Below are 13,761 nucleotides of genomic sequence, written 5' to 3' on the forward strand. Positions count from 1 at the left end.
TGGGCTATTTAAATTTTGGAAAATAAGTATAATGCTTGACTGCTAACAGACTTGAGAGCCTTTTATTGTCAGGATTTCATCTTAGCTTGATGTCCTAATTTATCGTAAAATCAAGGGTTTAAGACACCTCTCTTACAAAGTTCTGTGACTGGCTACGCCTATATATAAAAATAGGCGGGAATTTCCCGACCTATCTCATCAAAAAAGGTGACATCTAACTTCAATTAATAATTAAACTGTTCTTCGTGTTTAGCAATCACCCAAACAGCATGAATACTACCGGGTAGCCAACCTAAGAGTGTCAGCAAAATATTAATTACCAAAGTTGGGCCGACACCGACTGTCAAGAAAACCCCTACAGGAGGTAATAGTAGACCGAGAAGAAGACGAAGTAATTTCATGGGTTTGTTGCTACTTTTCAAATGTTAGTTACTTACATTGTCCGAAATCAATCAAATTACTAACTCCATCTCCAGAATTAACTTAATTTGATGATTTACAATACGTACTCAAGCTTGTGTTATGAGAAGATGTAATTGCCACCCTTCTACTTACAAGTTTTATCGAGAAGATAATTCACCTTGTGATGGTAATTCACCTGGTGTCTTTGCATCACCTGTTAAAGCCAGATTCTTCTCGGCAAAATAGTTGTTGATGAAAGTACTAGCGAAAGAAAGAACTACTGGCCCCAAAATAAAGGCAAGAATGCCGTGGACGCTGAACCCAGGAACCAAAGCTGCTGCTAATGAAAAACACAATCCATTGACAATTAGAGAAAATGCGCCAAAGGTTAAGAAGTTAAGCGGTAATGATAGAGTAGATAGGACTGGTCTGACTGAGCCGTTAACTAATCCAATCACTACAGCAGCTATGATGGCGGCAGGAAAGTTAGCAATATTGACACCAGGAACTACTAAATCAACAATTAATAGGCTGAGTGCTGTAGCTAGAGCTGTTAAAAACATTCCCAACATTTTTTTACCTAAAATTCAGTAATAGATTATTTGTTTTTGCTATTACCATCTTGAATATTTAAATAAATAAAATCATCTCTAGCAAGATAGATTGCCCTTCTACCATCTGGAGTATTTTCAGAAAAATCAGATAAAATCATTCAAAAATCAGGAAATCGTCGCTTACTGTAAAATTACTCAGATTCAAAATGAGATTATTCTGATTTCCCTGCATCAGATTGATATTGACATACACTATTCACACAGCACAGTCTACTTGATCAACAATAGTAAGAAAACTAGATATGTCAGACACGAATGTTATCGCTACTGTGTCATCATCCCCAGCGTCCTTTGTTACTCTTTTACAAGAAAAAATTGCCCTAATTCGCAGTACTCTGCGCCCAGGACAACAACAAATGGCTGACTGGCAGTCGGGGCCTTTGGCGGTATCGGCTGTACCGGGTGCTGGTAAATCTACGGGGATGGCGGCGGCGGCGGCGATCGCTATTGCTCGTCAGTATCAGCAGGCGGCGGAGTCGCGCACATCTTCCCGTCGTCAGTTGGTGGTGGTTACTTTTACTCGCTCTGCGGCTGCCAATATTAAAGCAAAAATTCGTCACTATCTAAAGCAATTATCATTACCACAAACTGGTTTTGCTGTTTACACTCTGCACGGTTTGGCGTTGAATATTGCCAGCCGCCATCCTGATTTATCAGGGTTAGAGTTAGAAAATGTCACCCTCATCACCCCTAACCAAAGCCATCGCTTTATTCGTACCGCAGTTGAACAATGGATTAATAATCATCCCCGGCTTTATTTGCGGTTATTGGAAGGACAGCAATTTGATGGTGAAGAAACAGAAAGGTTACGTCGCCAATCAGTATTGCGGACGGAAATTTTACCGGATTTGGCAACTACCGTGATTCATGAAGCCAAAAGTTCTGGTATATCACCAGAGCAACTACAGCAATGGAGTCAAGAAACTACAGACGCTTATGAGATTTTAACTATAGCGGCGGGTTTATACGAACAGTATCAAAACCTGATGCGATCGCGCGACTTCATCGACTACGACGACATGATTTTAGCCGCCCTATGCGTCCTGGAAAACGACAGCGCCCGACGCATTGAGCAAAACCAAGTTTTCGCCGTCTTTGAAGACGAAGCCCAAGACTCTAGCCCCTTGCAAACGCAGTTATTAGAGATTTTGGCGAGTGGTGGAGAGACAGGGGGCAGGGGGCAGGGGAAGCAGGGGGCAGGGGGCAGGGAGCAGGGGGCAGGGGGAGAACTGACTGCAAGATTTTCGCCCAATCCCCAGTCCCCAATCCCCAGTCCCCAATCCCCAGTCCCCAATCCCCAGTCTCCTATCAACTTAATCCGTGTCGGCGACCCCAACCAAGCAATTAACTCTACTTTTACCCCGGCTGATCCAATTTATTTTCGGGAATTTTGCCAAGAGTGCGATCGCTCTCATAAACTAGCGACAATGGATCAAGCTGGTCGTAGTACCACCATGATTATTGCTGCCGCTAACTTCGCGCTGGAATGGGTAAATGATTCTTACGATAAAAATAAAAAGTCTTCCCATCTTCATCTTTCTGCGCCCTTTAGTCTGCAAAAAATACATCCTGTCCATCAAACTGATGTCAACCCAGCACCAGTAGGCAGAGGATTAGAATTACATAGACCCCGTGATATTTATCACACTGTAGAATTGCTATCTCAAAGGGTGATTGAGCTATTAACCGAAGATATGGGCAAGAGTGCGGCGGTGTTAGTGCGGGAGAATCGCCAAGGACGTTGGTTGGTAGAGGCGCTAGCACCTAAGTGTAAAGAGCATAATATTACACTATTTGACGTGGGAGAAAGCGATCGCCGTTCTCATGTTCCTCAAGAAATTTTAGCGTTATTGCAATTTTGCGATCGCCCCCATTCCCCCGATTATCTCAAAGCTGCTTTAGAAGTATTGGTAAAGCGCCAATTAATTCCGACTCAAGACCTCAACGCCTTGGCTAGTCTACCAGAAGAATTTTTGTATCCTGGCCCCTTAGCTGCACCCCAGTCAGAACTAGTCCAAAAAGCCTCTCATCTTTGCCGTAGTTTACTGCGCGCACGTTTGGAATTGCCTTTATATCAGATTATTTCTTTCCTCGCCCTGACGTTAAATTATGACCAAGCGGAACTGGCGACTGCTGATAAACTTTCGGAACGGGTAAACAAGCAAATAGCGGGTAACAACTCAATGGGGGCTATGCTTTCAGCCTTAAGTGAAATCGTCAATTCCGAACGTTTTGAACCTGTGGAAACCGATGATTCGGAAGCCCGTTACACCCGCAATGGTCAATTAACGATTATCACCATGCACAAAGCCAAGGGGCTGGATTGGAATTATGTTTTTATCCCCTTCCTCCATGAAAACTTAATTCCTGGGAGATTTTGGGTTCCACCCCAAAGCCAGTTTTTGGGTGACTTTACTTTATCAGAAGTTGCCCGCGCCCAGATTCGGGCTGCACTTCATGGTGAAACTGGAATACCGGAAGTAACGTCAGCTTGGGAGCAAGCAAAACACCTGAAAACGGCAGAAGAATATCGTTTACTCTATGTGGCGATGACGAGAGCAAAGCAATTATTGTGGATGTCTGCGGCTCAGAAAGCACCGTTTACTTGGAGTAAACCAGAGAATTTACAAGAACAAGCCCCTTGTCCAGTTTTTTTCCGCATTAAAGCGCCAGTTTCCTGAATTTGTAATTCACACTCAGCCCTCATGAATCGTCAAGGTTAGCTAATAGTTCTAAAATGACTCCGTTCGTCCAACCAAAACCTATCTCGTTAGAACTATAGCCAAAGCAGATTTCATCGGAAACTTGAGCCGAACAACGTTCTACATCGTATTTTTCTACAAAAAAGCCATATTTCGTAAATTCTTGAATCGCCATAGTTAGGAATTTATGAGCAATATCATCCCCCTCCTTGCGATATCCGTAACGATAAAGTCCTTGGACTGCAATTAAGGTGAGTGGGGCCCAGCCAAAAGGCGCGTCCCATTGGTTCCCTGTTACATGGGTGCTGGTGAAGATTCCCCCTGGGGCTGTAAATAAGGAAAGATTTTCTACAATGCGTTGGGCTTGTTCTGGGGAGGATAATCCTGTCCACAGGGGATAGAAGGTAGTGGCAAATTCATAATGACGGCGTTTGCCACTGTAGAAGTGATAGTCTAAATAAATTCCTTTTTCTTCATCCCACAGGTATTGATTGATACGCTCACGGCGCAAAGTGGCGCGATCGCTCCATTGTTCTGCAAGTTCGGGATTATCTAAAATCTTGTGAATTTGCGCCAAGTCTTGCTCCATTTGATAAAGCAGGCTGTTCAGACAGACAGGTGCATAATGGACGATATCAACGCTAAAGGGGCCAAAGCGGTTGGTGATATCAAAACCAGACTCGCGCATGGAGCGATCGCCTTTGTAAAATAAGTCTGTGAGTTCGTCTCTTTCTGAGTCATAAAACAAACTCACATCATAATCATCAATCTCAAATGTCTTGTAATATTCCTTGACACGTTCGTAGTGGCTGCGTCCAGTTTCATCTAGCTCGGAAAATAATACTTCTGGTGCAGCCCCTTCGCCTAAGGCGTAGTATCTAGATAAGCCTGTGGCTGAATTTAGATGCGGCGGTACGACCCAATAATAGTAAAACTGTTCTAGCAATGGCAGGGTTGATTTGAGCCATGCTTGGTCTTGGGTGTGTTGGAATAACGCCAAGACCATCATACTCAGAACGGGGGGTTGCGATCGCGTCAGCATATAGGTACGGTTGGCGTTGAGGATTGTACCGTAATGCTGGACTTGGTAAAGTAGCTGATCAACTTGACTTTGGGCTAGTTCCCATTCTTCATCTTGCAACAGTCCAAGCAAAATAAAATAGCTATCCCAACCATACATTTCATTAAAACGACCACCAGGAACGACGTAAGCACCAGGGAGATATAACAATCCGTGTTCTTGGATGGCTTCAACTTCGCTGGGTAAGGTGCGAATTTCTATTTGCTGCATCTCTTTTGCCGAGAGTGATCGCTCTAATACGGACTGGACTGTATTACAGTCTTCTTGGGGGGAGATGTAGATAATCCAAGGGGTGTTGGGTTGGTGTTCTAGTTTGGTGTCTTGGGCGGATTCTAGTAAATGTTGGTGGGAGCGAGTGAGGGTTTTCCAGGTTTGTTTGATGTAGGTTCTGACGGTGTTTTTGGTCATGGGTTTTTTCTCACGCATTCGACGAAGTCGTTCTCGAAGAGTAGGCGCAGAGGCGCAAAGAAGAGAGGAAAAAGAGTTATTCGGCGATTAACAGGGCTACGGGGAAGTGGGTGAGGGCTTGGGCGATGGGTAGGGTGTCTTCGGTTTGTAGGGTTTGGTGGGTGAGGGGGTTGTACCAAGTTTTGGCGGGGAGTTTTAGGTGAGTATCTTGCCAGATTTCGCCTAGTGGTGTTTGTCCTGGGGGGGTGAGGGTGGTGAGGAAGCGGGGGGCGATGGCGATCGCGGTTTGCTCACCTTTTTGTCTGGCAAATGCGATGATATGGTTGGCGTGGGTTCCGTGAATTTCTAACGGGAGATATTCGCCGTCTTGGAATAATGCAAGGTATTTTGTTCTGGCTTTGAGGGCTTGGAGTGTTAAAAATAGTTTGATTCTACCGTCGGTTTTGTGATGGATTAGTTCGGAAATTAAGCCGAGAATATCGGTTTTGCTTTGCTCCTGAATGGTGCTTAAGTATGCAGCGCGTGATTCAAAATCAACGGGACGGCGGTTGTCAGGGTCAACTAAGCTTAAGTCCCAAAGTTCTGTTCCTTGGTAAAAGTCGGGTACACCAGGAGCAGCAATTTTCAGAAGAGTTTGGGAAAGAGAATTAAATATGCCATATTCGGCAATTTTCTCTTGAAAGGGGTGGAATGTTTCTAAAAATTGCCGTGATACCTTGGGGTCAAGTACTTTCTCAATAAAAGAGCTACAAGCTTCTTCGTACTCATTATCGGGACGTAACCATGCAGTATGTACTTTCGCTTCCCGAATGGCTTTAATCATGTAGTCTTGTACCCTCTGGACAAAGGACGCTTGTTCGTGTTCTGCAAAGGGAAACGCACCTACCAGAGTTTGATAGAGAAAATATTCGTCGTTGCGATCGGGTTGGTTATTGCTACGATGTGTTTGATTAAGTTGGCTCCATAGATTTATCTGTTCTTCCCACTCCTGGGGAATTTCAGATAACACATTTAACCTTGCTCTCATGTCTTCGCCGCGCTTTGTGTCATGGGTAGCTGTGGCGTTCATGGTGTGAGGCCAGTTAGCTTGGTGTTGTTGGTTAAAGTGATGGAATTTATCGACAGTAATACCGAAATGGCTGGGATTTCCGCCTACTTCATTCAAGGAAAGCAGACGGTTGTAAACATATAAGGTGGTATCTTCTACACCTTTAGCCATAAGGGGGCCACTGTATTGCTGCATCCGCAAGACAAAATATATCCATTGTTCCCGTTCTGTTTGGTTAAGAGAATCATCGAACTCCAGCAGCATTACTTTTTCTATAAAGTTCATCTCGTGATGTAGGAGAGGTACTTGTTTTTTCGCAGCCTCGATGACTCCTTGAATGCAGACTTTATCACTATCTCCAATCCCATCGGGGGTGATATAAGTGCGGTAAATGGGGAATAGGGTCAGAACTGTGGCGATCGCTCTTTTCAACCCATTCAATGTAAAATCGTTACCATAGCGGTATTTGCTGGCAATATTCTTCAGCAAGCTTGCCAAGTTATCCACATCACCCGCTAAATTTTTTTCTAAAATCAGGTGTTTTTTCTCATTAACGAGGGATGGATAATCTACAGGTTTCCCAATAAATTTATGGTAAATATTATCAAACAATGATTCATTCGCAGACTGACAAAATACCCCATTAACGTAATTCAAAAAATCATATCCAGATGTACCTTGAATATCCCAATTTTCTGGTAAATCTTCAGTTAATTCCAAAATTTTCTCAACGGTGATATAAACATCCCCCATCTTTTCTCGTAGACGTTCTAAATACTGCGTAGGTTGATAAAGTCCGTCAATGTGGTCAATTCTTAAACCAGTAAATATGCCCTGTTCTATTAGTTGGTGAATTAAACTATGGGTATTGTTAAACACGCGCATTTCTTCTACTTTCACAGAAATCAATTCGTTAACAGTAAAGAAGCGGCGATAGTTCATTTCCTCTGCCCCGACCTTCCAAAAAGCGAGGCGATAGAATTGGTCATTGAGTAAGTCATCTAACAAATTAAAACTTTCAAAATTACCTGCTTCACCATTAAATGTTTGAATATTCTCCTCAATGAATGCGTGGATATCATCATTACTGGTGTAGAGTTCCCAAATCAAACCCTTGATAAAAGCAATTTGGTCTTGTCGCTGTTTTCCTACAACTTCCGAGGGAACATTTTTCAGAATGTAGAGAATGCCTAAAAGTTTAATAAAATCAGGGTGATTCCGTCCCAGTGTACGTGTGAGTTTACCCAAATTGTGACTAATAAATTTAGTATAAGATTCTAAGCGCAATGGCAACTTTAAGCTGTAATAGTTAACAGTTAAACCATTTTGCTCATATTGCAGTTCAATATCTCCCTTTTCTAAAGATTCACCATAAAAATCGCCTAATAAAGGAGCTAAGATGCGCTCCTGACTATTAGCAAATGGAGAGTTCCAACACACATCAAAGTAGTCGGTATAACTAGAATCCGGCCCATGTTCCAGCACATCCATTAAATATGGATTTTCGCTACTATAAGCCATGTGGTTAGGAACAATATCTTGCAACCAGCCCAGACCTAGAGACTGTAATTCAGCCACCAACGCCTCAAAAGCCTCAGTAGTTCCTAATTGGGGATTGAGTTGTGACCCATCCACCACATCATAACCATGTGTACTACCAGTTCTAGCCTTAAAAATCGGCGAAGCATAAAAATCAGAAATACCTAAATCTGCTAGGTAAGATGCGATCGCTCTAGCATCATCAAACCCAAACTCCGGTGTAAACTGAATACGATAAGTAGCTTTAGGAATTCGCATAAATTTTAACTCTTAATTTAATAAACCCAACAAACACTCCGCGCCCCTCCGCGCATCCCTCCGCGTTAAAAAACCTCCTAGACCTCATACAAAACCAAACTTGTAGGCTGTAAAACAACCTCCTCCCCCACAGACAACGTCTCAAACCCTTCAGAATCAGCAGAGTCTAATAACTTCCGCGCACTCTTTTCAATTGTTAAAACCAGCGACACCGGAGACGTATTAAAATTCATCGCCAATATCACTTCCCTTGACTCACACCAACGCCGTACCACAACTATTTGCTTATCCTCATCACTAGTTGCTTCGATATTGTCGCGGTCATAATTCAGCAATGCGGGATGAGTTTTGCGTAAATGAATTAACTGACGATACCAATCCCATAAAACCTTGTGCTGACCTTGATGACGTAATTCCCAGTTGAGTTTACAACGTAGGAAAGTTTCCGCCGATTCGGGGTCTGGTGGGTCTTCCGCATAATGGAACGCTTCAAACTCTTCCTTGCGTCCAGCACGTACCGCTTGAATCAAATCGAGGTCAGAATGACTGACAAAATATATAAAAGGTGCAGTTTCGCCATATTCTTCACCCATAAATAACAACGGTAAATAAGGCGATAGCAACACAGCACCAGCCGCTAACTTCAACCCTGCAAAGGAAATTCGCTCAGATAAGCGTTCCCCCTGCATTTGATTACCTATTTGGTCATGATTTTGGATACATACCGAAAACTGAGATAATGGGCGATCGCGGCATGATATACCATGAAAACGTTTACGGTGTGGCGCATACCGCCAATCATAGACAAAAGTATCTGCGTAGGCTTTAGCTAAATCGGCACACTTACCGAAGTCTTGATAATAACCTTGGCGATCGCCTGTTAACAATGCGTGTAATGCGTGGTGAAAGTCATCACTCCACTGTGCATCAAGTCCATAGCCACCCGATTCTACCGGACGAATAATTTGGGGATTATTCAAGTCACTTTCAGCAATTAAATGGCGTTTCCATGTTCCTCCTTGGGAGAAGTTATGTACAACCTCCGCCAATTCCCACAAGAAATGCTTTGCACCCAAATCATAGATTGCTTGAATCGCATCCAACCGCAACCCATCTATGTGGAACTCTCCTAACCAATACAGCGCATTTTGAATAAAATAATTCCGCACACCTTGACTATAGGCATCGTCAAAATTCATCGCATTGCCCCAAGGTGTCTTATATGTTCTAGTAAAATAGGGCGCGAACTGACCCATATAATTACCTTCTGGGCCAAAGTGGTTATAAACCACATCCAGCACTACAGCAATACCATTTTCGTGACAAGCATTGACAAAATTCTTTAAATCTGCGGGGCTACCATAAGAATTTTGGACAGCAAACGGATAAACACCGTCATAACCCCAGTTACGGTATGCTAAGTCAGGCTCAATATGATCATCACCCGGAAATTGAGCGATCGGCATAAGTTCAATGGCATTGATACCCAACTCCCTTAGTTCTGGTAACCGGGGAATGATAGTGGTAAAGGTTCCTTCAGGCGTAAAAGTCCCTACATGAAGTTCATAGAAAATCATCGATTCTAAGGAAATTCCAGACCAAGTTTTATCTGTCCACTCAAATTTATGATCAACAACTTGAGAAGCCCCGTGAACTCCTTCTGGTTGATATTGAGAAGCAGGATCAGCAAAGGCTTCTTGGTCATTTAATTGATATCGATACAGCGTACCTGGATACACATCATTTACTTTTATCTGCCAATATCCCTCCCCTTGAGCTTTAAGCGGAATTAACTTTTCCTCTGGCTTTAAGATTTGCACTGCAACGCTGTTTAATGTTGGAGACCAAACTGTAAATTCACACTCTCCATTACCCAAGTAGTGAGCGCCAATTTTCATGCAGTATCCTCCTCTTAAATAACGTGTTGTGAAAAATGTCACCAAAAACAAATGTCATCGATTACACACTTTTCAGTCATGCACCAGATAGAATCATGATTTGTCACTGAGCCAATTTACTAGAATCAAAAGGTATATTTCTTGTTAGCTAAAAGTAGTATTATTTGTGAATTTCATATTCTTGATTTTTCTAATAAGTGGACAACATTGCTTCAAAACAGCTTCTAGCAAAGCTTAATCACAACTTACCCGCAGATAGATGTACAGAAAAAAAAATTAGATAGATAATACCTATGGTTTACAGAAATGCGGAAATACAAAAACTTGTATCTCTGTTTATACATACTTTATATCGCATTAAAAATTGCATTTTTTTATGGTACAAACACCACCATCACAATTTTCCGAAGAACAATACAAAATCGAAAATGCTAATGCAGAGGTACAAGCATTAATCGAATCACCTACGCCAGAGACAGAAATAGATTTAGAATTTCTCTACACTAGGGATATTGAATTTCGCCAAGAAACTATTTACTTTCTAGTAGTTGATCGCTTTTATGATGGCGACCCTGAAAATAGCGAAGGCTATAATCCAGAACTTTATGACCCAAATGGAGAAGATTGGGGTAAGTATTGGGGAGGCGACTTACAAGGAGTTATTGATAAATTAGACTATCTAAAAGATATGGGAGTAACCGCACTTTGGTTAACTCCTTTATTTGAACAAGTCGAAGAATTATTTGTTGGTAACGCCGCCATGCACGGCTATTGGACAAAAGATTTTAAACGGCTGAATCCCCGCTACATTGGTAAGGATGAAAATCCTTCTTTAAACAATACTCAAGAAACCAGAAATACTACTTTTGACCGCTTAGTTACAGAATTACACAAGCGGAAAATGAAGCTCATACTTGATATCGTCTGCAACCATAGCAGTCCTGATACTAGTGGTAGCAAAGGCGAATTATATGATGATGGGGTAAAAATCGCCGACTTTAATAATGATGTGAATCATTGGTATCATCACTATGGTGAAGTTGAAGATTGGGAAGATGATTGGCAAGTCCAAAACTGTGAACTTTCAGGACTGGCAACTTTTAACGAAAACAATACTGAATATCGTCAATACATCAAGTTGGCAATTAAGCAATGGCTAGACCGGGGTGTGGATGCACTGCGGGTAGATACAGTCAAACATATGCCGATTTGGTTTTGGCAAGAATTTACTGGTGATATGTATAATCACAAACCAGATGTGTTTATTTTTGGTGAGTGGATTTACAATCATCCCAGTGACGATCTTTCGGTGGAATTTGCCAATAATTCCGGCATGACTTTACTTGATTTTGGTCTGTGCGTAGCAATTCGCGGCGCACTAGCCCAAGGCGCAGAAGGGGGATTCCACCTCATCCAAGAAGTATTTGACCAAGATTATCGCTACAACGGAGCTACAGAGTTAATCACCTTTGTTGATAACCATGATATGCCCCGCTTTCAATCCCTCAATCCTGATCCGGCGATGTTGAAAGTAGCGATCGCCCTGATTATGACATCACGGGGTATTCCATGTATCTATTACGGTACAGAACAATATCTGCATGATGATACTAACGGCGGTAATGACCCCTATAACCGCCCCATGATGGGAAATTGGGATACTGATACTGAGGTGTATAGATACCTCCGATTGTTGTCTGGTATCCGGCGGTTAAATCCAGCCATCTCTATGGGTAGCCAGTGGCAAAAATACCTCACATCTGATGTTTACTGTTATGTCCGCCGTTATCGTTCTTCTGTTTGCTTCGTCGCCCTCAACCGGGGTGCAGAACTCATCTTACCAGAAGTCCAAACAGACTTACCAGATGGTGAACATACTTGCGCCGTGACTCGGAATAAATTTGAGGTAAAAGACGGTAAGATTTACAATCTGCAACTCGAAGAACGGGGAGTCATGGTTTTAAGTCATGTAGGTGAACGGGTAAAAGCGCAAACAATAGTCCGCGTTCAACTTAATGGTGTACATACTCAACCCGGTGAAACTATCGTAGTTGTCGGCGACTGTCCAGAATTGGGTAACTGGGATATTAGTAAAGCCTATCCCCTGGAATACATCAACTCTAATACTTGGTTTGCCGAAATACCATTTGATGAAAGCGCAGGTAAACTCATCAGTTATAAATATGCCATGTGGCGTGAAGGGCGATCGCCTCTGCGAGAAAATATCTTAAATCGTCGTTGGGTAGTGGCGAAGGAAGGCACAGTTAAATGGCGTGATACTTGGGCTTCTGGGAGAGAATCTTAACTTGAAAGAAGGGTGAAGTAGATAAAAAAATAGGGAAGATTTGTTGATCTTCCCCGCTTTGATTATTCTTTTTCTTGTCTGGCTTGTTAGCTTCTTTGAGCTTTTGCCGCAACATTTGTCTTTGTTTCTTGAGTTGTCGCTTTCTTGCAGAGCCGCCTCTGCCTTTATCATTTCTCCCTTCTTTGCGGGGAGATTCCCATCTTTTTAATCGCATCTTCTTTTTTCTAGTTAACAGTGGGCAGGAGGAGAATCGAACTCCTATGACCGCAAGGTCGCCACATTTTGAGTGTGGTGCGTCTACCAATTTCGCCACCCGCCCTTGGAGGCAACTTCACAATTATAGTACAGCAATTAAGTTTAATGCAAGGAATAAATTAAAATTCTCCTCTACCTACTTACAAATGCAGAAAACTAGTATCAATATCTTGTAACTGAGAACAGCCTATCAGCGCCATTGCCACATTTAACTCCTTTTGTAGTAGAGAGATAACATGAGATACGCCTGCTTGTCCTCCTACTGCGAGTCCCCATAAAACTGGTCTACCTATGAGAACAGCTTGAGCGCCTATTGCTAAGGCTTTGATAATATCTGTACCCCGACGGATTCCGCCATCTAGTAAGACTTCTGCTTTACCGTTGACGGCTGCGACTATTTCAGGGAGGGCATCTAGTGAGGCGATCGCTCCATCAAGTTGCCTGCCCCCATGATTCGACACTACAATTGCTTTAGCTCCATATTCCACCGCCCGCGCCGCATCATCACCGCGCAAAATTCCTTTGAGTACCAACGGTAGGGGAGATAAAGACTGCAACCATTCCAAGTCATCCCATGTTAAAGCCGGGTTGAGTTGTTGAGCAAAATAGGTAAACAACCCAGATTCTCCTGGTGCATGAGGAATATTTAACCCGGAAATTGTTGTGAGATTAGCCAAATGCAACCCTGGAGGTAACACAAACTCATTACGTCTATCTCGTTCCCGTTGTCCGAGTACGGGAGCATCCACAGTCAAGCATAACGCTTTGTAACCTGCTGCATAAGCCCTTTCGACCAAAGCGCGAGTCAAACCCCGGTCTTTGTGGATGTAAAGTTGGAACCATTGTAGAGAAGGAGAAAATTTACTACCAACCTCTGCCACTTCTTCTAAACTTTTGGTGGACAACGTACTCAAAACCATACCCGTCCCAGCCGATGCAGCCGCCATTGCTGTGGCTAGTTCGCCTTCCGTATGAGCCAAACATTGAAACGCCATTGGTGCAATTAATAGAGGTAATTGCAGAGGTTGTCCCAAAACAGAAGTAGTGAGGTTGATTTGGCTAACATCCACTAGCATTCGTGGACGCAATTTAATACGTTCAAAGACTGCGCGATTCTCTTGTAATGTGATTTCATCTCCAGCCCCACTAATGTAGTAGTCAAAAGCCATTTGAGATAGATGAGTTTTGGCTAACTGTTCATATTCAAATAGGTTGATGGGACTGGATATAGCTGTCATGGTGGTAGTTGTG

The 13,761-nt window shown here is 42.8% G+C and carries 8 protein-coding genes, 1 tRNA gene and 1 pseudogene; 2 read left to right on the top strand and 8 right to left on the bottom strand.

Annotated elements, in window-relative coordinates; all coding sequences use genetic code 11:
- Window positions 1-224: 224 nt before the first annotated feature.
- Both ACN222_RS00800 and ACN222_RS00805 read right to left on the bottom strand, forming a co-directional pair.
- Window positions 225-401 (bottom strand): YqaE/Pmp3 family membrane protein, encoded by a 177-nt coding sequence (locus ACN222_RS00800; RefSeq protein WP_010994340.1) that lies wholly within the window; start codon window positions 399-401, stop codon window positions 225-227.
- Window positions 402-560: 159 nt separating this feature from the next.
- Window positions 561-974: a phage holin family protein gene (locus ACN222_RS00805; protein WP_010994341.1), complete on the bottom strand. Its 414-nt coding sequence runs from the start codon at window positions 972-974 to the stop codon at window positions 561-563.
- 284 nt (window positions 975-1,258) lie between these two features.
- Here ACN222_RS00805 and ACN222_RS00810 point away from each other — a divergent pair.
- Window positions 1,259-3,725, top strand: a pseudogene (locus tag ACN222_RS00810) (ATP-dependent helicase).
- Here ACN222_RS00810 and ACN222_RS00815 read toward each other — a convergent pair.
- The 3 genes from ACN222_RS00815 to treZ form a co-directional block, all read right to left on the bottom strand.
- The gene (locus ACN222_RS00815) at window positions 3,720-5,207 is read right to left on the bottom strand and encodes a trehalase family glycosidase (RefSeq protein ID WP_010994343.1); all 1,488 of its coding nucleotides are present in this window, start codon (window positions 5,205-5,207) and stop codon (window positions 3,720-3,722) included. The pseudogene ACN222_RS00810 and the gene ACN222_RS00815 overlap by 6 nt on opposite strands.
- Window positions 5,208-5,283: 76 nt before the next feature.
- The gene (gene treY / locus ACN222_RS00820) at window positions 5,284-8,052 is read right to left on the bottom strand and encodes a malto-oligosyltrehalose synthase (RefSeq protein ID WP_010994344.1); all 2,769 of its coding nucleotides are present in this window, start codon (window positions 8,050-8,052) and stop codon (window positions 5,284-5,286) included.
- Window positions 8,053-8,129: 77 nt separating this feature from the next.
- On the bottom strand, window positions 8,130-9,950 hold the full coding sequence (gene treZ / locus ACN222_RS00825) for a malto-oligosyltrehalose trehalohydrolase (RefSeq protein WP_096637222.1): 1,821 nt from the start codon (window positions 9,948-9,950) through the stop codon (window positions 8,130-8,132).
- A gap of 376 nt (window positions 9,951-10,326) precedes the next feature.
- On the opposite strand from treZ, the gene ACN222_RS00830 reads away from it, so the two are divergent.
- Complete coding sequence (locus ACN222_RS00830) at window positions 10,327-12,255, top strand: alpha-amylase family glycosyl hydrolase (RefSeq protein ID WP_010994346.1); 1,929 nt, start codon at window positions 10,327-10,329, stop codon at window positions 12,253-12,255.
- Here the strand turns inward: ACN222_RS00830 and ACN222_RS00835 are convergent.
- The 3 genes from ACN222_RS00835 to ACN222_RS00845 all read right to left on the bottom strand — a co-directional run bounded on the left by ACN222_RS00835 (window position 12,215) and on the right by ACN222_RS00845 (window position 13,748).
- Window positions 12,215-12,469: a hypothetical protein gene (locus tag ACN222_RS00835; protein ID WP_044522651.1), complete on the bottom strand. Its 255-nt coding sequence runs from the start codon at window positions 12,467-12,469 to the stop codon at window positions 12,215-12,217. The genes ACN222_RS00830 and ACN222_RS00835 overlap by 41 nt on opposite strands.
- Before the next feature lie 21 nt (window positions 12,470-12,490).
- Window positions 12,491-12,574, bottom strand: a tRNA-Leu gene (locus ACN222_RS00840).
- 76 nt (window positions 12,575-12,650) lie between these two features.
- Complete coding sequence (locus tag ACN222_RS00845) at window positions 12,651-13,748, bottom strand: alpha-hydroxy acid oxidase (RefSeq protein WP_010994347.1); 1,098 nt, start codon at window positions 13,746-13,748, stop codon at window positions 12,651-12,653.
- Window positions 13,749-13,761: the final 13 nt, after the last annotated feature.

This window comes from Anabaena sp. FACHB-595, assembly GCF_048568275.1.
Lineage (GTDB): Bacteria > Cyanobacteriota > Cyanobacteriia > Cyanobacteriales > Nostocaceae > Trichormus.

Excerpts from the sequence above, each read along its gene's own strand:
- ACN222_RS00815 (WP_010994343.1), bottom strand. The coding sequence starts at position 5,207 with ATGACCAAAAACACCGTCAGAACCTACATCAAACAAACCTGGAAAACC.
- treY (WP_010994344.1), bottom strand. The coding sequence starts at position 8,052 with ATGCGAATTCCTAAAGCTACTTATCGTATTCAGTTTACACCGGAGTTT.
- ACN222_RS00830 (WP_010994346.1), top strand. The coding sequence starts at position 10,327 with ATGGTACAAACACCACCATCACAATTTTCCGAAGAACAATACAAAATC.
- ACN222_RS00800 (WP_010994340.1), bottom strand. The coding sequence starts at position 401 with ATGAAATTACTTCGTCTTCTTCTCGGTCTACTATTACCTCCTGTAGGG.
- ACN222_RS00835 (WP_044522651.1), bottom strand. The coding sequence starts at position 12,469 with ATGCGATTAAAAAGATGGGAATCTCCCCGCAAAGAAGGGAGAAATGAT.
- treZ (WP_096637222.1), bottom strand. The coding sequence starts at position 9,950 with ATGAAAATTGGCGCTCACTACTTGGGTAATGGAGAGTGTGAATTTACA.
- ACN222_RS00845 (WP_010994347.1), bottom strand. The coding sequence starts at position 13,748 with ATGACAGCTATATCCAGTCCCATCAACCTATTTGAATATGAACAGTTA.
- ACN222_RS00805 (WP_010994341.1), bottom strand. The coding sequence starts at position 974 with ATGTTGGGAATGTTTTTAACAGCTCTAGCTACAGCACTCAGCCTATTA.